At 47.8% G+C, this 19,040-nt stretch carries 24 protein-coding genes and 1 tRNA gene; 3 read left to right on the top strand and 22 right to left on the bottom strand.

The features are described 5' to 3' along the window. Nucleotides 1-134 precede the first annotated feature (134 nt). Genes HMPREF1039_RS01745 through HMPREF1039_RS01690 form a run of 12 tightly spaced genes read right to left on the bottom strand, consistent with a single transcriptional unit; the run spans nt 135 to nt 7,853 of the window. Nucleotides 135-605, bottom strand: a complete 471-nt coding sequence (locus HMPREF1039_RS01745) for a hypothetical protein (RefSeq protein WP_235720020.1) — start codon at nt 603-605, stop codon at nt 135-137. Continuing rightward, nucleotides 547-1,128, bottom strand: a complete 582-nt coding sequence (locus tag HMPREF1039_RS01740) for a hypothetical protein (protein ID WP_007390659.1) — start codon at nt 1,126-1,128, stop codon at nt 547-549. Before HMPREF1039_RS01740 ends, HMPREF1039_RS01745 begins: the two co-directional genes overlap by 59 nt. 14 nt (nt 1,129-1,142) lie before the next feature. Beyond that, nucleotides 1,143-1,907, bottom strand: coding sequence for a hypothetical protein (locus HMPREF1039_RS01735; protein WP_007390719.1), 765 nt, complete (start codon nt 1,905-1,907; stop codon nt 1,143-1,145). Nucleotides 1,908-1,925: 18 nt separating this feature from the next. Continuing rightward, nucleotides 1,926-2,345: a hypothetical protein gene (locus tag HMPREF1039_RS01730; RefSeq protein WP_235720019.1), complete on the bottom strand. Its 420-nt coding sequence runs from the start codon at nt 2,343-2,345 to the stop codon at nt 1,926-1,928. Between the two features lie 45 nt (nt 2,346-2,390). Next, nucleotides 2,391-2,945 carry a hypothetical protein gene (locus HMPREF1039_RS01725; protein ID WP_232217211.1) on the bottom strand — a complete coding sequence of 185 codons (555 nt, stop codon included), beginning with the start codon at nt 2,943-2,945 and terminating at the stop codon, nt 2,391-2,393. Beyond that, entirely contained in the window at nt 2,890-3,246 is a 357-nt protein-coding gene (locus HMPREF1039_RS01720; RefSeq protein WP_007390687.1) for a hypothetical protein, read from the bottom strand. The genes HMPREF1039_RS01725 and HMPREF1039_RS01720 overlap by 56 nt, the downstream gene beginning before the upstream one ends. Further along, nucleotides 3,239-3,727, bottom strand: coding sequence for a pilus assembly FimT family protein (locus HMPREF1039_RS01715; protein WP_232217210.1), 489 nt, complete (start codon nt 3,725-3,727; stop codon nt 3,239-3,241). The genes HMPREF1039_RS01720 and HMPREF1039_RS01715 overlap by 8 nt, the downstream gene beginning before the upstream one ends. Beyond that, nucleotides 3,664-4,107 (bottom strand): prepilin peptidase, encoded by a 444-nt coding sequence (locus tag HMPREF1039_RS01710; protein WP_007390617.1) that lies wholly within the window; start codon nt 4,105-4,107, stop codon nt 3,664-3,666. The genes HMPREF1039_RS01715 and HMPREF1039_RS01710 overlap by 64 nt, the downstream gene beginning before the upstream one ends. Before the next feature lie 22 nt (nt 4,108-4,129). Further along, complete coding sequence (locus tag HMPREF1039_RS01705; RefSeq protein ID WP_007390722.1) at nt 4,130-4,537, bottom strand: competence type IV pilus major pilin ComGC; 408 nt, start codon at nt 4,535-4,537, stop codon at nt 4,130-4,132. Between the two features lie 16 nt (nt 4,538-4,553). After that, on the bottom strand, nt 4,554-5,753 hold the full coding sequence (locus HMPREF1039_RS01700) for a type II secretion system F family protein (protein WP_007390622.1): 1,200 nt from the start codon (nt 5,751-5,753) through the stop codon (nt 4,554-4,556). Continuing rightward, nucleotides 5,750-6,718 carry a type IV pilus twitching motility protein PilT gene (locus tag HMPREF1039_RS01695; protein ID WP_235720018.1) on the bottom strand — a complete coding sequence of 323 codons (969 nt, stop codon included), beginning with the start codon at nt 6,716-6,718 and terminating at the stop codon, nt 5,750-5,752. Before HMPREF1039_RS01695 ends, HMPREF1039_RS01700 begins: the two co-directional genes overlap by 4 nt. Continuing rightward, the gene (locus HMPREF1039_RS01690) at nt 6,657-7,853 is read right to left on the bottom strand and encodes a GspE/PulE family protein (protein ID WP_007390614.1); all 1,197 of its coding nucleotides are present in this window, start codon (nt 7,851-7,853) and stop codon (nt 6,657-6,659) included. Before HMPREF1039_RS01690 ends, HMPREF1039_RS01695 begins: the two co-directional genes overlap by 62 nt. Nucleotides 7,854-8,024: 171 nt before the next feature. Here HMPREF1039_RS01690 and HMPREF1039_RS07900 point away from each other — a divergent pair, with 171 nt between their 5' ends. From HMPREF1039_RS07900 to HMPREF1039_RS01680, 3 genes are all read left to right on the top strand, one after another. Continuing rightward, nucleotides 8,025-8,936, top strand: a complete 912-nt coding sequence (locus HMPREF1039_RS07900) for a UvrD-helicase domain-containing protein (protein WP_007390666.1) — start codon at nt 8,025-8,027, stop codon at nt 8,934-8,936. 26 nt (nt 8,937-8,962) lie between these two features. Continuing rightward, the gene (locus HMPREF1039_RS07895) at nt 8,963-10,633 is read left to right on the top strand and encodes a 3'-5' exonuclease (RefSeq protein ID WP_007390705.1); all 1,671 of its coding nucleotides are present in this window, start codon (nt 8,963-8,965) and stop codon (nt 10,631-10,633) included. A gap of 89 nt (nt 10,634-10,722) precedes the next feature. Then, nucleotides 10,723-10,799, top strand: a tRNA-Val gene (locus tag HMPREF1039_RS01680). Nucleotides 10,800-10,878: 79 nt separating this feature from the next. Here the strand turns inward: HMPREF1039_RS01680 and HMPREF1039_RS08520 are convergent. The 10 genes from HMPREF1039_RS08520 to thrB all read right to left on the bottom strand — a co-directional run bounded on the left by HMPREF1039_RS08520 (nt 10,879) and on the right by thrB (nt 19,038). Continuing rightward, nucleotides 10,879-12,531 (bottom strand): FAD-dependent oxidoreductase, encoded by a 1,653-nt coding sequence (locus HMPREF1039_RS08520; RefSeq protein WP_007390718.1) that lies wholly within the window; start codon nt 12,529-12,531, stop codon nt 10,879-10,881. Nucleotides 12,532-12,542: 11 nt separating this feature from the next. After that, nucleotides 12,543-13,106 carry an alkyl hydroperoxide reductase subunit C gene (gene ahpC, locus HMPREF1039_RS01670; protein ID WP_007390654.1) on the bottom strand — a complete coding sequence of 188 codons (564 nt, stop codon included), beginning with the start codon at nt 13,104-13,106 and terminating at the stop codon, nt 12,543-12,545. Nucleotides 13,107-13,321: 215 nt separating this feature from the next. After that, nucleotides 13,322-13,795: a CBS domain-containing protein gene (locus tag HMPREF1039_RS01665; RefSeq protein WP_007390605.1), complete on the bottom strand. Its 474-nt coding sequence runs from the start codon at nt 13,793-13,795 to the stop codon at nt 13,322-13,324. Between the two features lie 102 nt (nt 13,796-13,897). After that, nucleotides 13,898-14,377: a 23S rRNA (pseudouridine(1915)-N(3))-methyltransferase RlmH gene (gene rlmH / locus HMPREF1039_RS01660; RefSeq protein WP_007390624.1), complete on the bottom strand. Its 480-nt coding sequence runs from the start codon at nt 14,375-14,377 to the stop codon at nt 13,898-13,900. Then, the gene (locus tag HMPREF1039_RS01655) at nt 14,374-15,483 is read right to left on the bottom strand and encodes a S1C family serine protease (protein WP_007390658.1); all 1,110 of its coding nucleotides are present in this window, start codon (nt 15,481-15,483) and stop codon (nt 14,374-14,376) included. The genes rlmH and HMPREF1039_RS01655 overlap by 4 nt, the downstream gene beginning before the upstream one ends. Before the next feature lie 19 nt (nt 15,484-15,502). Next, nucleotides 15,503-16,444 carry an MBL fold metallo-hydrolase gene (locus tag HMPREF1039_RS01650; RefSeq protein WP_007390732.1) on the bottom strand — a complete coding sequence of 314 codons (942 nt, stop codon included), beginning with the start codon at nt 16,442-16,444 and terminating at the stop codon, nt 15,503-15,505. Then, a complete protein-coding gene (locus tag HMPREF1039_RS08315; protein WP_007390690.1) occupies nt 16,434-16,586 on the bottom strand; it encodes a hypothetical protein in 153 nt (50 codons plus the stop codon). Before HMPREF1039_RS08315 ends, HMPREF1039_RS01650 begins: the two co-directional genes overlap by 11 nt. Before the next feature lie 14 nt (nt 16,587-16,600). Then, on the bottom strand, nt 16,601-17,089 hold the full coding sequence (deoC, locus tag HMPREF1039_RS01645; protein WP_007390627.1) for a deoxyribose-phosphate aldolase: 489 nt from the start codon (nt 17,087-17,089) through the stop codon (nt 16,601-16,603). Between the two features lie 91 nt (nt 17,090-17,180). Further along, on the bottom strand, nt 17,181-17,936 hold the full coding sequence (deoC, locus tag HMPREF1039_RS01640) for a deoxyribose-phosphate aldolase (protein WP_007390657.1): 756 nt from the start codon (nt 17,934-17,936) through the stop codon (nt 17,181-17,183). Between the two features lie 178 nt (nt 17,937-18,114). Next, the gene (thrB, locus tag HMPREF1039_RS01635) at nt 18,115-19,038 is read right to left on the bottom strand and encodes a homoserine kinase (RefSeq protein ID WP_007390716.1); all 924 of its coding nucleotides are present in this window, start codon (nt 19,036-19,038) and stop codon (nt 18,115-18,117) included. Between the last annotated feature and the right edge of the window lie 2 nt (nt 19,039-19,040).

Raw genomic sequence — 19,040 nt, 5'->3', positions numbered from 1 at the left:
TATAATAACAATCAATACTTTCTTTGTCTACTCCATTACGACACAAAAAAACTCCAATCCGACATTTACCTACTCAAAAAAGAGTTTCCCGGATAAGAGAATACACTCTTATCCGGGAAACTCTTTTTCTCGTACTAGCCGATACGTACTATCGCCGCAACTTCATTATTTCGTCGCTCTATCTGTGTAATTTGCACCGTACTTTCCGGCAATTTCCCTGTCAAAGTATTGATGTATACTAACAGCCTTGAAAAATCCGTCTGTATTTCCGCTTCATAAAAACTTCCCGCCTCTTCCGGAGCATTGACCCGTAACAGAGAAACATCCAGTTCTTTCGCCGTATGTTCGATTTGCCGCGACAGGTTCTCCGCCGTCATTTCAGAAGGAGGCCATACGCCCTGCGGAATTTTCGGATACCTTGTACTTTGCGCCGTAACTTGCCGCCAGGCCATATAGGTGTTGTGCATATGAATAATTTGTCGCCATACATATCCGTTTACGACGAGCAATCCTATCAAGCCTCCGTACAACAACCATTTTTCACCCCTACGACTGCGCGTGCGCAGCAGATGATAAAAGTTCGTCAGGATCCCCCGATTGACCATGTATCGTCTCTCCTTTTACTGTTAATTGAAATGAAACCGGCTCCGTATGGGAAGCGTCGGTTTTACTTAACGAAACCCTGCCGATCCCCGGCTGCTGCTGTAATTGTTCCTGCCATTGCCGTGCCGTTTCCGCATCCGGCGCTTGTGCCGTAATGACCGTCTCCGCTTGATCCCGCTGCCACGACAAAAATACCGCTTCTTTCGGCTTGCTTTCACTTAACGCGACCAACAGTTGCGTATCCGCCAACCCGTCCATATGCTTTTTTTTATACGTTTCCGCAAACCGCCGCCAGGCTTCCTGACGGTTTCGTTCGTCTTGCCACGATTGCTGCACATATTGCCCGTGAAGTCGAAATTGTTGTTGCTGTTGCCGAATACACCGACTGCCGTATTCCCCCTGCAAGACCCCCGTAATCAACCCCGCCGTCAACAGCAGATACATTCCGCCCAATCGATAGCGGCGAATTTTCTGCCGACGCGCCCGCACCATAGCCGCCGGCAATAAATTTAATTGTATTTTCATAGTAGTTCCTTTCTTCAGCGGGTTAATACGCCTACCGGAAACGACAGCCCATATGCCCGACACCGCTCTTCCCATGTAAAAAGAGGGTTCGTCTGCCATACTTGGGTTTCTTCATCAAACCAAAGGATAAAATCGTCCTGTTCACTTTGGCCCCGTTCTTGCAACAAAGCCCTGCCGCCGGCCGGCAGTTCCCGCATCGTTCCATAGGTCAACGGTACCCCGCCGCGGATATACGCCGCATGCAGCGTATGTCCTTCATGCAAATATACCGTTCCCGTATGCCCTCCCGCTTGTCTTGCCAGACAGCAGGGAAGCGCATCGACAGCGTCCACCTTATTTTTTTGCTGTTGTAACGAAACACACAGCGAATATATTCGGTTTTCCGGATAGGCACCCAATATCCAGGTATACATACCGGCCGTATCCGCTTCCGAAATCCGCATAACATCGTATGTATAGCCAATATTTTCTTCTTTCGTATCCAATTCCCAACAACTTAATTGCCCGGCCTGTTCTTTTTGTTTTACCGGCAGCGATACTTGTTTCCAAATCAAATCCTCACCGCCTACGACTAAGGAAATATGACAATTTTTCCACGCATACGTCGCGCGGAGCTTCTGCATAACAGCTTCCGTCCGCTGCGCATCTTGAAGCCACCGTGTCGGACAGGAAACGGTAAACCCTTCATAGCCTTTCACGGTTCCGCACCGGTTTAAATACATAGCAAGAATATATACCTCATCGGCTGCCGGCCACAATATAATCTTCTTGGATTTCATGCGTCTTCTCCTTTTCCGCTAATCACGCACACCATGTAAAATAATCGTTTTATAGGACCCGTCCGCTTCCTTTTGCGTTTGCACCTTAAGGGATCCCCAACGCCATATATGCCGCTTCGTATCATGAATCCGTACGGATACATATCCCGGTGTGGGGTATCCGAAAAATATCGGATCGTAATGCATTTCTTCTCCCTGCACTTCATATTCGGGATGCAAAGCCTGACAACGCCGCATCGGCGCTTGTAAAAACTCTCTTTTTTTTGCCATGGATTGGCCCTGCATTTCCTCTACACAATCCCGTAATACGGCCTGCACATCATAATCCATTTGTACGCACTGCCGTCTATACGGAATTTGTTTCAAAAATTGTACTGATAACAGACAGGTGGAACTTGCCAAAAACACCATAATCAATCCCACCCACAATGTATACACTGTTAAAAAGCCGTTTTTTCTCATGGGTCCGTTCCGTTCTTTCTTTTATTTTTCCGCCGTCTGTCGCCATTCTACACACCAGGGAGTGATAATCAAATGACAGGGCCAATAGATTTTTAAATCCCGATCGCGATAAAACATGGATATATCCACCATTTCTTTATTTTTAAAGAAAAATTTCTTTTCCGGATCTATCGGTTCCACAAAAACGCGTGAAGAAACATCCCGTCCCCAATCGCCCCTGATATACGGATGATCGTCATGATTGGACAACCATTTGTACATGCCGCCGCTGATACTGTGACACCGCCATTCACGTTCCCCATCGTATAATGCCAACAAAGAATATTCGGTAATCGTTTTAATACTGTTATGTAATTCGGAATAAAACGTATCATTCATAACCCATCGCTGCCGCATCATTTCTTCCCATACTTCTCCGTACCGTACATACCGTATCGTTTGTAACGAACAAGTCAACATCGTACTAATCAAAAACAGGGCCAACACAAAAAAAATAAGCACTTCCAATAAAATAAACCCGTCAGCCTTTTTTTTCTTTCCTTGCCAAATAGTATAAATGTTGGGTTTCTCCCGCATCGTTCGTCACCTCGACTTCCCGTTTTTCCCACCCTTCCATAGCCGGCTGTATAAAAAAGCGCACTGTATATTTTTCTTTGCCTTGTGCGTATGCCGCTTCTTGTCCGTCTTGATGCGTATAGCCGCCACGCCATTTTTCAATTTCATTTTGTGTCACTTCCAGCAATACGGTCTGTCGACAACATCGCGTATACACTGCTAAGGCACGATGCACCGCAACCATCGCCGGGACCATCGTACATACCAGAATACACGCCGCCGCCAGGGCATCCACTATTAAAAACCCGTTTTTCTTATTCAAGTCGAATCCTTCCTGTCTGAGAGGCGACAACTACGCGCATGTTATACGTACTGTCTTTATTACAAATATAAAAAGTTTCCGTACCGCTGCCGCGACCGTGTAAAGAAAAAGAGATTTTATTTCTTCTTTTCCATTTAATGTATATCCCTTCCGGACAAGGATAGGATCCGTCCCATTGCGGGCCGGCACCGTGCACCGTATACGAATTTTCTTGAAACACAATGTTTGCCGTTTTATCTTTAGGTGCTGTAAAATCATACGTCCGTACGACCTGCAAATGCATCGCCAACTGTCGTGCATACGCATTAATGACGAATTCTTTTTGTTGCTTCTGATAGATAGGCGCCGCCAAAGTAGCCATGCTCATAATAATCGCCACTGCAATTAAACATTCCAACAAAAAAATATAGCCGTTTTTTACAGGTTTCCCGGCTGTATCAGAATTGCCGCCGCTTCCCATTTTGCAAACCACCACCCGCATAATAAAAAAGGTGCGAAAGGTATCATTTTCTCCCCCTTACATCGCCATACGATCAACGCGCATACCAGGGCGGAAAAAAATGCGCTCCAAAGCATCAGCACCCCTTCCCGGCCCATACAAGAACAACTGAGTATCATCGCCAATTTGATATCTCCCGTGCCGATTCCTTGCGGTTTCCAGCACCATAACAGACAGAAGGTAACGGACACGCCTAACACCGTACTCCATTGCGGCTGTATCATACCGCCGTACCATGCCGCACCATGCAATAAAACCAAGAGGGCAATCGCACGGTCGGGAATCCAATAATATCGACAATCGGTATAAAAAATATATACCGTCACCATGCCGATACAGGCAAACCAAATGTTTTCCCACATTGTCCGTTACCTCCCCTGTATATTATTGTCCCGGCATACGTACGGGCTCTTGTGACCCCGTAGAATAAACCTTGTTGTCATAGGTCCCCGACACTATCCCGTCTTCACGAATCTTATATGAAGAGCCGTCCGGCAGTTTCGGTTCCGTTTGTAAATACGTTTTTCCCGTTTTATCTTTTTTAAGTAAGGTGGCCACATCGGACGGATATTTGCCATTTTCCAATTCATATAATGCCGCCGCATTGCTGACCGTATGAATGTCCGCCTGTATTTTAGCTATTTTTGCGGTTTTTCCGGCAGAGGAAAATTTCGGTATGGCAATCGTTGCCAGTACCATAATAATACTGACTACAATCAACATTTCCAACAGCGTAAACCCGTTCCGTACCCGCTTCTTCCGTGCAGAGCATTGTCGCATAAAACACATCATTCCTATCGCATCCTTTCTACAATGACATCGTCGTAATCATGTCCAGTACAGGCAATACCAGACAACATACTAAAAGCCCTATGATCCCGCCTACCATAAGCAACGCGGCAGGTCCTAAAAAACGACGAAAACGAGCTACGGCAACCGTCAATTGCCACCGATAATAATCGGCAACAGCCTGCATTGCCCGATCATATTGCCCGGATTCTTCCCCGATAGCCAACATGGCACTCACATAGGGTAAATGCACCTGACTCTTAGCCAGGGCCGCGCTAAATGATTCCCCTCCTTCCAAACGCAAACACAGCCAATGTATATGTCGTCGAAACCCGCTGATCGGCACTGCCGATGCCGCTTCGCTTAAAGCCGTAAGTAACGGAATGCCGCTACGAATTTGAATAGCCAATAATTGGCAACAGCGTTGCCAAGAAAACATCAACAGGAGCTTACGTACTCCCGGTATCCGCCATAGCCGCATAGTGAGTGCCTGCCGTCGTTGCGATTGTTGACTATAGCCGTATACGGCAACCGTCAATACGCCCAACCCGATCAGGATTTCCGGTCCATACGCCCGTATACTGTGCGATACTTGCAGCAACCCTCTCGTTAACGGCGGTACAGGCGCATTCATTTGCGAAAACAAATTTTCAAATACGGGTAATAAAAAAAATATCGCAAATATGGCGGCTCCCAACGCGCAACAACATAAAAAAGCCGGGTACAGTAAAGCTTGCAGCACTCCCTGTTTCTGTTTTTCCACATACGTATAGTACGTTCCCAACAACTGAAATATTTCCGCCAATTGCCCCGATTGTTCCCCGGCACGCACCATGGGAATCACCATAACGGGAAACAGTTCGCTTTCTTCCAATACTTCCGTAACCGATATGCCTTGTTCCAAACGAAAGACACCCCGTTGCAGGCATTGTTTTTCTCCCGCTTTTCTCCAATCCCGACAAAGCAGGGTCCAAGCCTGTACCAGCGGTATGCCGGAAGACAACAGCACCGCCATTTGTTGAAACCAGAAAATCAACTGCGTCCCGGACAAGGTCCGTGTATGCAGCTTCTTCCAAATTGATTTTTTCTCCCGTATTTGTAAAATACGCCACCCCTGCTGTTCTGCCAACGTTTTTAAGGCGCCTCGGTTCTCCACCTGTAAAATACAGTTTTTTTCTTCCCCTTTAGGTGTCATAAATTTCACAATAAAAGCTCTCATATACCGCTCCTGTAGCGTTTTAATGCTTGCGCCATCGTTTCCATACCGTACCGACCGCCGGTCTGCATCACATCGGTCAGATGAAATTCTTTACCGCTGCGAATCACTTGTGCCGCCGCCGGCGTCCGCCACAATAATTCACGCACAATATGCATGCGATTTTTATCCCGAAAACACTGTTGGGCCACGACCGAAGCCAATACCGCCGCTAAACGTTGCCGAATTTCTTCCTGTTCGCCGGCGGCAAACATCCCCACCATCCGACTGACGGCACCGGCAACAGAAGGAGAGTGCAGGGTGGAAAAAACCAACACGCCCGTTTCCGCCGCCGTAATAGCGTTCTGCAACGTATATTTATCGCGAATTTCTCCAATCAGCATAATATCCGGATCTTGTCGCAAAGCTTGCCGCACCCCTTCTTCAAAACTGTCTACATGTCCCCCTACTTCACGTTGCGTAAACAACGCCTTCTTTCCTTCCAAAACATATTCCACCGGATCTTCCAACGTAACAATATGGCAGGCTCTGTGCTGATTAATATATTCCAGCACCCGCCAAATCGTAGTGGTTTTACCGCTCCCCGTAGCTCCGCACACCAGTACCAGTCCCTGCAATAACGTTCCCAAACGTTGTATTAATACCGGATTTTCTTCTTGCGGCAAAGACGACAGAGGGTACAATACGCGCAATGCCCAATGCGGTCCGTGCCGGCTTTCACTGCGTTGCCCGCGACAGCGGATCCCTTCTTTCCAGGAAAAGGACCACGCCTCCCCCGGTCCCGTTTCTTTACTCCACGCCTGCAGATCCGCTGTCTGTATATGCGGCAGCGCTAACGGCTGCAACTCCGCGCCGACACGAATATACGGAGGTCTGCCGCTTTGTAAATGAATATCCGTCGCCTTTTCAGCTACGGCTCGTGTCAGAATCGTTTCCAGATCCATACCCGTTCCCTTCACTTCCGTCACATACCCGCTGAATTTCTTCCCAATCCGTGTTTCCCGACTGCAACTGCGTGCGGATAACGGTTTCCATAAATATGGCCCCGTCCGCAATCGCCGCTTCTCGCATGGCGGCTACCATGCCGCCTTGACGGATGCAATGCCGTACAGTTTCCCCGACACGGACAATTTCACACAGAGAAAACCGTCCTTTATAACCGCTGAAAAAACACCTTTCACAGCGATGATGACGATATAAGCCCCGTATTTGCGAATCCTCCCGTTTTTTACGACAATGCGGACATAAGCGTCGCACCAACCGTTGAGCCGTCATCCCCACTAACGCATCGGCCACCAAATACGGTTCCACCCCCATGTCAATTAACCGTTCCGGAACCTCCACCGCCGTTGCCGTATGTAAGGTCGTAAATACAACATGCCCGGTTAATGCCGCTTGCACCGCAATCCGTGCGGTTTCACGGTCCCTGATTTCACCAATCACCAAAATATCGGGGTCTTGTCGCAATAAGGCGCGTAATCCATTTTGAAACAACAAGCCGCCTTTCGTTTGAATTTGACTTTGACAGATCCCTTCCACCTTGTATTCCACCGGATCTTCCAGCGTGGCAATGCTGACTTCCGGCAAGTGTAATTCCTGTAATGCCGCATATAATGTGGATGTTTTACCGCTACCGGTAGGTCCGCTGAAGATAAACAGCCCGTGACTGCGATGAATCAACTGTCGTAAAACAGCTTGTACCTCCGGAAGCATACCCAGACAGGACAGTTCCAACTCCAATTGTCCCGTATCCAATAACCGTATGACCGTCTTTTCGCCTCGTATAGTGGGCATCGTGCTGACCCGCATATCAATCGTCTGCGTCTTTTCCTGCCAAATAATTCGACCGTCTTGGGGAATTCGCTTATTCGCAATATCCAGCCCTGCTAAAATTTTTAAACGCGCCGTTATTTTTTCTCCCTTATCGCCAGGCAACATTGCGGCGGTTGTCAATACGCCGTCACGACGAAAACGAATCCGCATCACCGTATCCAACGGTTCGACGTGAATATCACTGGCTTTTTCCTCGATAGCGCGCGTTAACAGGGCCGTAACAATATCCCCCGCCGAAACCTGTCGCCACTCTTCCGGATCCCGCTTCATCGTCACCCCTCCTTTTCTCCGTTCTTTACCCGAATCATATCACGGAAACCATAAAAAACGCCGTCATTCATCAAAAATTCAAGTCTATAAACGACATATTCACGAGGATTTCATAAACAAATTTTGTATTTTTCCGGGCCTATGCTATGATAAAAAATATAGGAGGCGCCTATGAACTTATCTACCCAATTAAATGAAACCCAACATCGCATCGTGACCGAATTGGATCACAATATTTTATTACAAGCACCTGCAGGTACGGGAAAAACCGCCATTCTTGCACATCGTATCGCTTATATTCTGGCCTGCCGACGTGCCCGGGAAAAAGAAATTCTCTGCTTAACCTTTACCAATCGCGCTTGCAAAGAATTACAGCATCGCTTACAGGAACTTATCGGCCTTTCCGCACAAAACGTAACAATAAAAACCATTCATGCTTTCGGGTATTTAGTATTACAAGAAGAAGGCAAAAAAAATGCGACCGTCCCTTACGACTCGCTCATTTACGATGAAGAAGACTGCCGTCACCTCCTGGCTTCCCTGATGCCCGCGAATTATCAAAAATCGCCGTACTTACTGAAAATTTCCGCCTTAATAGAAAAAATCAAAAAAAATACGGCCGCCGTCAACGAGCCCGCCGTAACGCATCCCGATGCATACGTATTTTCCCGTTTAGTGTCTCGAAAATACCTCTCCTCTTTATGTGAAAATTACAATGGAACCCCCAATCCGCGATTGGAAAATTGGCTCGTTCAACACGGGCTGGCACTGTATCGTCAATATAATCAATGCTTACGCCAAAACCATGCCCTGGATTTTCATGATTTAATTTTACAGGCGCACCGCTTACTGCAACAACCGGAAATACGTGCCCGTTGGCAAACCCGCTTTCGCTACCTGACGATTGATGAAATACAGGATACAAGCGATTGGGAATATGCCTTTTTATCGCCGCTCTTTCCGGAAAAAAATCTGTTATTCTGCGGCGATGCCTTTCAAACCATTTACGAATGGCGCGGTTCACATCCCGACTTTATTTTTGCAGATATTAAAAAAAATATCAACCCCTCTGCCTCACCTTAACGACAAATTATCGCGCCGCTCCTCCCTTGGTACAAGCCGCCGCCGACTGCCTGCAGGCCCTGTTCCCCGACCGGCAGTCACCAAAAATCCTCGCCGGCACGCCGGTCGACGCTACACCGGAACCGATTCAACAACACTCTTTTCCCACCTATTTGGAAGAAGGCGCTTGGATTTTTAAAACCATTCAAGCTATGAGTAAAGACGAACGTCGTCATGTATGCATTATGACGCGTACCAATCGCCAAAACAAACAGCTTTGGCTGGCCTTACGCGCCTGTAATGCCCGCGTTCGCGCCGACCGAACCTTACCCTTCAGCCGCATTGAACAATTTCATCTCTTCAAGCGACAAGAAATAAAAGACGTCCTTGCTTTTTTACGACTTATTATCAACAAAAACGATGCCCTCAGTATGCACCGAATTGCCCAACGATTCATTCCCCATCTCGGGCATGCCGTTTTACGCCAATTGGAAGGCCCCGCCTATAAGACGGCGGGCATACACCTCAGCGATTTTTCCGATCCCCGTATACTAACCGCCGGCGATCCGTTCGGACTCTTGCTGCACCACCTGCAGGAAGGCTCCCTCATCGTCTTCGATGTCGAAAGCACCGGTACAAATCCCTTACAGGATGAAATCATTCAAATAGCCGCCGTCCGCTTGCGTACCGACGGCACCATACAAGAAAAATTCATGACCTACCTCCGTCCCTCCCGAACAGTAGGCGACTCATATGCCATCCACGGATTAAGCGATGAATTTTTACAAAAAAACGGCACCGATGCACGCCGGGCATTACAAAACTTTTTAACCTTCGCCAAAGATTCCTTAATTGTCGGTCATAATGTACTGTATGATATCTCTATTTTACAAAGTGAATTGTCCCGTCTTTCGCTACCGTGCCCGACGGAAATGCCTTATATGGATACGCTGGACATATATCGTCGTTTTTATCCGGACCTGGAAAAGTACACCTTGGAATTTCTCAGTCATCATTTTTCTACGGCCCATAAACCCAGTCACAACGCTTGGGATGATATCTTGGCCACAGCCGACTTATTACAAACGGTACTGCAAGAAAAAATTCTTTCCCAAACGGCAACACGTCGTGAATTATTCACTACCTATGCCCATCGCTTTATTTCCTTCAGTGAGAAAATATCAGCTTTGCGCCGCCAATCCTATTCCTTGCGCCCGCATGAATTACTCACCCGTATCATGCTGCACTGCGGTGTAAAAGAGTACTATGCAAAAATTGACGAACAAGAAGCCTCCCGAGGCGAACCGTCTCACCGCCTGGATCATATTCGTTATTTTTACCGCTTGGCAGCAGAACAGGATGATCCTTCCCGCAGTCCCCGCGACAACTTGCAAGAACTGCTGCAACTCGCCTCTTTATCCAACAGCGAACTGGATACGCTGTTACAAAAAAGAGCACAAATTCCCATTATTACCGTCCATCAGGCCAAAGGCTTAGAATATGACACCGTCTTTTTAGCCGCCTTACAAGACGGTACCTTTCCCTTGTCCCGCCCTATTCAAACCGGTAACTTGGACGAAGAAAAACGCTTATTTTATGTTGCCATAACCCGTGCCAAAAAAAAGCTGTATCTCACCTGGCATGAAGCCGAAAATCATATAAAACAAAACCCCAGTCGTTTTTTACAAACCCTGCCTTTGACCGCTCCCCGGGATTGACCGCCCGCCGCCGTTCGGCACCTTGACAAAAAAAGCCTCCTTCCGCTATAATAAGAAAGTATTCCTTATGCACATGTATTATATATCGCGGGCGGTTAGCTCAGTTGGTTAGAGTATCTCGTTGACATCGAGGGGGTCGATGGTTCGAATCCATTATCGCCCACCAAGAGCGGAGCGTGTATAAGAAAAAGAGGACGATGAATGCAAGCATTCATCGTCCTCTTTTTGTAGTATGATATAGTAATTTATACGTTCTTCAATAATTGTAACAGCTCGTGCATCGATTTTTTACCGAAATGGACATCTTGGTCATTAATTACCAGGCACGGCACACTCATAACCCGATATTTATTTTTCAATTTGGGAAAATGCTGTAAATCAAACATTTCCGCCGTAATATGGGAGGAAGCAGCTGCCAATCTTTGCGTTTCCTGAACCACGGCGGGGCACATTGTGCAGGAAAGAGATACAAGCACTTTCATGGCTATCTTTTTTCCCGTTGCGTCAATATCCGCCAATGCTGTCTTCGTTTCTTCATCCATTTCTTGTCCCGGTCCGGCAACATTATACAACGCTAATATAAAGGACGTAAATTCATGTCCTCCCGGAACGCCGTGAAAAGCAATGCCCGTATCTGTATTTTCTCCTTTCAGTAAAGAAAGATAGGGTATATCTTCCGGGCTTTGCGGCACGGTTTGCACTTTTATTTTTTCACTGAGCGCGGCAATTTCTTGTGCCGCTTCTTGTAATTCTTTGCTTAAATCCGTATCATTTCCATGTACCTGCAAGGTAACGACGGAAGTAATTTTTGCCAAAATAGGCTCTACTTGACCGCGAATTTCAGCCGTTAAAAAGGTTCCTGCCGTATGAGGCGAGGGTACGGTCGTCGGATCATTTTTTTTCGCTGTCGCCGGTATAGCCGACGTCGGCGGAAATTTAGGAAGTTTTAATTGCCGATGCATGGCGCCGCAGTATTTCAACGCCGCCGTCGCGGCAATCGCACCGTCCGCCGTGGCCGTAACCACTTGGCGCAGGGATTTCACACAAAGATCGCCTGCCGCATATACACCGTCAACCGTGGTTTTTTGCTCCCCATCGGTAAGGACATAGCCTTTCGGATCCAATCGGATCGCGTCTCCGAATAAAACGGCATTGGGCTGATGGCCGGCAAAGACAAAAATGCCGAACGTGTCATCCGGCGGCGCATCATATCGCCAAGTCGTGCCGTCTTTGCGATTTTTAAATTCCGCATAAGAAAGGATGCCGTCCGTACCGCCGGCTTTTACAATTTCCGAATTATATTTTACAGAAATACTCGGATACTCTTGTAACGAATCCACTAACGTTTGCGCGCAATCAAAAGCGGCCTTTTTCACTAAAATGGTAATACTTTTTCCATATTTTGTTAAAAATATGCTTTCTTCAATCGCATCCGCGCCGGAACCGACAACAAAAATATCCTTATCCGTAAAAAATTCACCGTCGCAAGTGGCGCAATATGCAACACCATGCCCGCGAAACTCTTTTTCTCCCGTAAAGCCGACACTTTGCGGATTGGCACCGGTAGCCAGTAATACGGCAAGAGATTGATAGTCCCCTTTTTTAGTATGCACTGTTTTGATCGTATCCGTTAATTCCAGACCGGTTACTTCCGTTGCCAACCACTGCGCACCGAAAGATAAGGCCTGTTCATACATCGCTTCGGTCACTTCTTTTCCGGTCGTATTGGGTACGCCCGGATAATTAACTAACGCGCCCGCCGCAGTAATCTGACCGCCAATCTCGCCTTTTTCTACAATCAGCACTTTATTGCGCGCCCGGGCCGCATAAATAGCGGCCGAAAGACCGGCCGGACCGCCGCCTACGATAATTAAATCGTACATCATTTCTGTATTCATACGGTACCGCCCTAAATTTTCCCGACTAAATCAAAGCTCGGTTTTAAGGTAGCCGCACCGGGTTTCCATTTTGCCGGGCACACTTGATCGCCGTGTTCCGCTACAAATTGGGAAGCTTCCACTTTTCTCAATAATTCTTCCGCATTTCTTCCTACACTGCCGGCATTAACTTCATAAGCCACAATTTTTCCTTCCGGATTAACAATGAAAGAACCGCGTTCCGCCATACCGTCGCTTTCAATATATACTTCAAAATCTTTAGCTAAAGCGGCCGTCGGATCGCCCAACATAGGATAGGTTACCTTTCCTACCGCTTCCGAACTTTCATGCCAAGCTTTGTGTACAAAATGACTGTCACAGGAAACGCTGTATACTTCACAATTAATAGTTTGGAACTGACTATATAAATTCGCTAAATCTTCCAATTCGGTCGGGCATACAAAGGTAAAATCGGCCGGATAAAATACAAAAACAGACCATTTACCCAGCAGGTCTTTTTTCGTAACTTCTTTAAAGGCGCCGTTTTGATATGCCTGTACTTTAAAATCCGCAACTTCCTTATTAATTAATGACATAGTAAAACCTCCTTATCCTACGAAAAACCAAGTAACGGTTATTTCATGGTTGTATAATAACACCGGGGTTTCTATTTGTCAATAATGATTATTTATTTCATTAATACCGTTGTAAAAATAGAATACAACCTTGCATACGAATTATTTTTTCTCATAAAAAGACGCTACCTTCCCGGTAAAACGGAAGATAGCGTCTTTTCTCTTCAATCCGCCGACTACTCTTCGCCGAATTCTTTGTACAATTCGTCCAAAATATGATAGCGAGTCACAATGCCGACAATACGGTTATTTTTAACAATAGGAATGACTTTCAAATGTTCCGCCACCATAACGCCCGCCAGTTGTTCCACATCCGCTTCGGGAGCGGCAATAATGACGTCTTTGGTCATCATATCGCCGGCAGTACATGCCATGAGTTTCTTAAATCCCTTATGGTACTTGCCTATACCGTTGTAATAAATACTGGCGCCCAACAGATTTACATAATGAGGGACATGCGGTTTTATCTTTTTGTACAGTAAATCGGCATCCGTCACAATCCCCACTAAAACTTGATCATCATCGACAATAGGAATCGCCGATATTTTACTTTTCACAAAATAATGTACCAAATCAAAAACCGATGTGTCCGTATGTGCGGAAATAAAAACTTTTTCCATAATATCCGCCGCTGTGCATGCTTTCATCATTACCACCTCTTTATTGGAGCGAATACTTTCTCGCCGCTGTTATGTATCTACTTATATAATTATACATGACAAGGGGCAGTTCCTTCTTTTAAGGAAAAAATTTTACCAATGATACGGTTCATGTCGTTGAATTTTATTAACCCGATACAATTGTTCCAACAACAACAGGCGCATCATTTGATGCGTGAACGTCATGCGACCGAAGGAAATACACTGATGCGCACGCGTTCGCACGCTTTCCGCCAGACCGAACGGACCGCCGATAATAAAGGTGAATTCACTATATCCATGCACGGATTTTTCTTCCATTTGTGCCGCCAGGCACTCCGAGGAAAGCAACCGCCCCTGCACATCCAGCGCATAGATATAAGAAGTATCCCGTATATGAGCCGACATTTTTGCGCCTTCTTTTTCTAAAACCTGCATTTTCTCCGCCGGAGACGGCCGGGCCGGCATTTTTTCTTCCGCCAAAACGGTAATTTCCACTTGCGCAAAAGGTTTCATGCGTTTTAAAAACTCATTCATTCCCGCTGTCAAATAAGCCTCTTTAATTTTTCCGATTGTAATTATATGATATTTCACGGGATTTCTCCTTGATCGGGCATGGCCGTTAAAACCACTGCGGCAGAAAACGATCGGCCTTGCCGTTTTCCGTGTACCGTAACTTTTTCTCCAATATGATATTCGTTAAGCGCCCCTTGTAACGCATTCAAATTGGGCACCGGCCGCTCATTAATCCGTACCAATACGTCTCCGGCATGCACGCCCGCCCGCGCCAACGGGCCGTTCGCCACCAACTTATATACCAACACGCCGTCTTCTTCCAAGTCCAACCCGAATCGCAGTGCCATTTTGCTATCCATCCCGAAAAATCCTAAATACGGACGCCGTACTTTACCATTTTCAATGAGTTCTTTTAAAATCGGACGAGCCGCATTGACAGGAATGGCAAACCCCAATCCTTCCACTCCCGCTTTGGCAATTTTGGCACTATTAATGCCGATAACCTTGCCGGTAGCATCCACCAATGCCCCGCCGGAATTTCCCGGATTAATCGCCGCATCGGTTTGAATCAGGCGAAACGTATCTCCCAATGGGCCGAAAGCCCGATTCACGGAGCTGATCACGCCCGCCGTAACCGTTCCTTGAAATTCCAATCCGAGAGGACTGCCGATGGCAATCGCCGTTTCTCCCGGTTGTAAACTGTTACTGTCGCCAAAAACGGCTACAGGAAGATTTTTTTCCGTCACTTTAACCACGGCCAAGTCCGTTAACGAATCGCGCCCTACAACCGTGCCTTTTATCCTCTTCCCGTCCGCTAAGGAAACCGTCACCTGCGCAGCATTTCCTACAACATGTGCATTGGTCACAATATAACCGTTCGGTTCAAAAATAATGCCGGAGCCGATGCCCTCATTCACCGTCACTTCCCCGTGAAAAGGGTCGCGAGTATACACTTGCGCGGTAATCCCCACAACGGCCGGACCGACTCGTTTAACGGCCTGCACAATTGCCGTATTTCGTGCCGCTGTCAACGAGGCTTCCACTCGTTGGCGAGGCGCATTTTGACCGGCCACCGCATTCCCGTCCACGGCATGATTCCCGCGCCAAATAAACCCGCCGAAGGCGCCTACGGCGATTAACGCAATCGCAAAAATAGCGGTTACGGTTTGTTTATGCTTAATCATATGTGCCTCCCTGTCCGCATCAATATGTACGCTGCCGCTGTCCGAAGTCCGGATGTTCCATCCGTACGGCGCCGTGCTGACCGGCCAAACGTAAAATGACATCTTGTCCGACCGCTCTGCCGCCTTGACTCAAAATCGTGCGCACCGTGCGTAACGCTAAAGACGGCGTATTATTTGTTTCACTGCGATGCGCCAGCAACACTTGCATCCTTCCTTTATTCGGAACTTCCCGTAAAAACGCGGCCGCCGTACGATTGGACAAATGCCCCAACTGCCCTAAAATACGCTGTTGTAAATAATACGGATACGCGCCGTTCCGCACCATTTGTTCATCATGATTGGCTTCCAATATAAAAATATCCGAATATGCCGCGGCTTGCAAAACCGCCGGCGTAATTTTCCCCAAATCGGTCGCCAACGTAACTTTTACTTGTTCATGATATACGGAATACCCTACAGGACGAGCCGCATCGTGAGAAATGGCAAAAGGAACGATTTGCATTTCTCCCACCTGCGTCCGACGCATTACGGGCATAAACCGATTTTGGTGCCCTACAACCGCATTCCCGATCGCCTGCCAGGTTTCCCGCGTCGTATATACAGGCATTTGCGACTTTTTCAGCAGAGTCCGCAACCCGCTTACATGATCCTGATGTTCATGGGTCAAAAATACGGCATCAATATCCGCCAACGTACATCCGTACCGTCGCAATCCCGTTTCCACACGACGACAGCTGATCCCCGCATCAATCAGGATTCTTGTATTGCCGCAGCGAATATATGCACAATTTCCCTTACTGCCGCTCGCCAACATGCTTACCAGGCAATCCTTCTTCCGCATCGTTTCTTTACGAACCGGCACGGATTCCGGCGTTCCCGCCGCCGTATTCAACAGGTGACGTTGTCGTATACAACCGACCGTATGTGCCAAATCCTGCAAGGTTTGCTCATTATCCCTCATGCAGAGCGCCCTCCATAATCCGCACACTCGCCGACGTACCCAACCGCGTCGCGCCGGCGGCAATCATCCGCATAGCCGTCTGATAGTCACGAATCCCGCCGGCCGCTTTGATTCCTAATGCGGGAGCAGCCCAGCTTGCCATCCGGGCAACATCTTCTACCGTAGCGCCGCCGGGCGCAAATCCGGTAGACGTTTTGACAAATGCGGCACCCGTTTCTCCGGCAAGGTAACATACTTGTTTTTTTCTTTCTCCGTCAAATATGCTGTTTCCAAAATCACTTTAACCGGTCTTCCTTCCGCCGCAATCACCACTCTTCGCATATCGTCCGCCACATAGTCCCAATCTCCCATTTTGACGCGACCAATCGCTACCGTCATATCCACTTCATCGGCGCCGCAAGCTATTGCATAAGCGGTTTCCGCCGCTTTTACCGCCGCCCCGGTCGCCCCCAAAGGAAAACCGACAACCGTAGTAATGCGGATATCCGTATGTTGTAAACATTGTTTGGCATACGTTATATACGAAGGATGAACGCAAACCCCGAAAAATCCATATTGTTTCGCTTCGTTACATAAGGAAGCGATATCTGCCGCCGTAGCAACGGCCTGAAGATTCGTATGTTCAATATATCCGGCAATATTCATACTAAGACCTCTTTTATAATTAATTCTCATTTATATTATACCATAGTACCGATAAAAAAAGCCATGACCGCCCCGAATCACAGCTTTTTCCTTATTCGCGTTGCTGTTTTTCCTGTAAATATCGAAACAGTTCCTCCGGCGTCATCTTTTCAAAGGGATTCGTTTCATCCCAATCTTTATACAATCCCTGCGTCTCCGCTTCCGCAACGGCGGCACGCACCAATGCTTCCCCGCAAGTCGTGCCGAGGTTCGCGGCGCCGGCGGCCAGGACCTGTTTTCCTTCTTCATAATCGGTAATACCGCCCGCACTTACGGCGATTTTTCCTTCCCCCGACTTCCGCAACAACGTAATGTCCCCGACAGTTGTCGTATACGGGAAAAAACCGGAAACCGTACGCACGGAAGTCGCCCCCGCCAGAACGGCCATATGGCAGGCGCGTGCTTTTTCATAATCATTTAACAATCCCGCTTCCAAGATCACCTGAACCTCATGTCCGTCCGCCGCCTTAACCACACGGCGCATATCTTCCGTCACATAATCCCATTCCCCGCATTTGGCCCGTCCGACAGCCAACACCATTGCTACGCTGTCGGCGCCGTGCGTAATCGCATACGCACATTCTTCCGCCTTTACCGAAATAGCGGCGCCGCCCGACGGGTAGCCTACGGTGCAGGCTACCCGCACCGGCGCATGCGCTACTAAACTTTTGGCGTATTGTACATATATGGAATTAACACAAATACCGTAATAATGAAACCGAATCGCCTCTTCACATACTTTTTTAATATCCGCCGGCGTCGCATCGGGCGCCGTTTGCACCTGTTCTATATAGGACATAATATTCATCGTCATTCCCCCTGCCCGTCTCTTTTATCGTTGCCAGTATATCATATACGATAAAAAAAGTCATCTTTATAATCAGATGACTTTTCCTTCCCTTCCCCCTATAAACAGTGTCCATTTCACTATGTTGACGGGACGTTTTCTCCGTCCGAACGCCCCGTCTCGAAAAGTAGCCGAACCCTCAAACTACCGTACTGATTCTTGCCCCTTCCTCGTCACAATGCAAGATATGTGATTCCGTGCGTATATGATATGACGCAAACACTGCCGCCATCGCCGCCGCAATTTGCGGTGCGTTTGCCGTCGCTATAGCTATCAACGTGGAGCCCGAACCGCTAATCGTCGCGCCCTTGGCGCCGGCAGCCAATGCGGCTTGTAAGGCCTCTTTCCCGCCGGTAATAAGCGGTAACCGATACGGCACATGCAACATGTCCTGCATACCGTATTGTAATTGATCATACTGTTGTGCCCATAAAGATGCCAAAAAAAATCCCACCCGCCCTGCATTATATACCGCCGCGGCATGAGGTACCTGCTTGGGCAAAACCTTGCGTGCCGCCGCCGTCGGGACTTCCGCTTCCGGCACAACGACTACCGCCTGCAGCGCTTCCGGAAAAGGCAGCTTTTGACAGAATATACGCTTATTTTCTTGTATAGATACGGTTAGTCCCCCTAAAATGGCAGGCGCTACATTATCCGGGTGTCCTTCCATCAAGGTAGCTAAATCCAACAGTTCTTGCGTGGACAGAGAACCTTCCGTCACCGCATCGCCTAATAATAATCCGCCTACAATAGCGGTAGAGCTGCTGCCCAGGCCGCGATTAAGGGGAATGCGATTGACCGCACGTAAATGTCCTCCCGACGGCAGGACGGTATGTTTGGCCGTTGCCGCATATTGCATAGCGCGACCGATTAAATTGCGGGAAAAGTCACCGGATAAGGTGCCTTCTCCCTTTCCCGAAACCGTCACGGTTATCGTATCGACCTGCGAATCTGCAGTAAAATAAAAATCGTTATATATCGTTAAAGCCATGCCGAGCGAATCAAAGCCGGCTCCTAAATTGGCCGTAGTGGCCGGTATCCGTACGTGCCATGTTTTCCGCATAG

This window comes from Megasphaera lornae (assembly GCF_000214495.1).
Taxonomy (GTDB): Bacteria; Bacillota; Negativicutes; order Veillonellales; family Megasphaeraceae; genus Megasphaera; species Megasphaera lornae.
This window is presented reverse-complemented; position numbering and strand designations above follow the sequence as displayed.

Bases quoted from the DNA above. Each gene is read 5' to 3' on its own strand.
- thrB (WP_007390716.1), bottom strand. From the start codon at position 19,038: ATGCGGAAAACATGGCACGTACGGATACCGGCCACTACGGCCAATTTA.
- deoC (WP_007390657.1), bottom strand. From the start codon at position 17,936: ATGAATATTATGTCCTATATAGAACAGGTGCAAACGGCGCCCGATGCG.
- deoC (WP_007390627.1), bottom strand. From the start codon at position 17,089: ATGAATATTGCCGGATATATTGAACATACGAATCTTCAGGCCGTTGCT.
- HMPREF1039_RS01650 (WP_007390732.1), bottom strand. From the start codon at position 16,444: ATGAGGGATAATGAGCAAACCTTGCAGGATTTGGCACATACGGTCGGT.
- HMPREF1039_RS08520 (WP_007390718.1), bottom strand. From the start codon at position 12,531: ATGAATACAGAAATGATGTACGATTTAATTATCGTAGGCGGCGGTCCG.
- HMPREF1039_RS01710 (WP_007390617.1), bottom strand. From the start codon at position 4,107: ATGTGGGAAAACATTTGGTTTGCCTGTATCGGCATGGTGACGGTATAT.
- HMPREF1039_RS01705 (WP_007390722.1), bottom strand. From the start codon at position 4,537: ATGATGTGTTTTATGCGACAATGCTCTGCACGGAAGAAGCGGGTACGG.
- HMPREF1039_RS01655 (WP_007390658.1), bottom strand. From the start codon at position 15,483: ATGATTAAGCATAAACAAACCGTAACCGCTATTTTTGCGATTGCGTTA.
- HMPREF1039_RS01745 (WP_235720020.1), bottom strand. From the start codon at position 605: ATGGTCAATCGGGGGATCCTGACGAACTTTTATCATCTGCTGCGCACG.
- HMPREF1039_RS07900 (WP_007390666.1), top strand. From the start codon at position 8,025: ATGAACTTATCTACCCAATTAAATGAAACCCAACATCGCATCGTGACC.
- HMPREF1039_RS01665 (WP_007390605.1), bottom strand. From the start codon at position 13,795: ATGATGAAAGCATGCACAGCGGCGGATATTATGGAAAAAGTTTTTATT.
- HMPREF1039_RS01740 (WP_007390659.1), bottom strand. From the start codon at position 1,128: ATGAAAATACAATTAAATTTATTGCCGGCGGCTATGGTGCGGGCGCGT.
- HMPREF1039_RS01700 (WP_007390622.1), bottom strand. From the start codon at position 5,753: ATGAGAGCTTTTATTGTGAAATTTATGACACCTAAAGGGGAAGAAAAA.
- HMPREF1039_RS01690 (WP_007390614.1), bottom strand. From the start codon at position 7,853: ATGAAGCGGGATCCGGAAGAGTGGCGACAGGTTTCGGCGGGGGATATT.
- HMPREF1039_RS01725 (WP_232217211.1), bottom strand. From the start codon at position 2,945: ATGCGGGAGAAACCCAACATTTATACTATTTGGCAAGGAAAGAAAAAA.
- HMPREF1039_RS01715 (WP_232217210.1), bottom strand. From the start codon at position 3,727: ATGCGGGTGGTGGTTTGCAAAATGGGAAGCGGCGGCAATTCTGATACA.
- HMPREF1039_RS01735 (WP_007390719.1), bottom strand. From the start codon at position 1,907: ATGAAATCCAAGAAGATTATATTGTGGCCGGCAGCCGATGAGGTATAT.
- ahpC (WP_007390654.1), bottom strand. From the start codon at position 13,106: ATGTCATTAATTAATAAGGAAGTTGCGGATTTTAAAGTACAGGCATAT.
- HMPREF1039_RS08315 (WP_007390690.1), bottom strand. From the start codon at position 16,586: ATGGCAAGCTGGGCTGCTCCCGCATTAGGAATCAAAGCGGCCGGCGGG.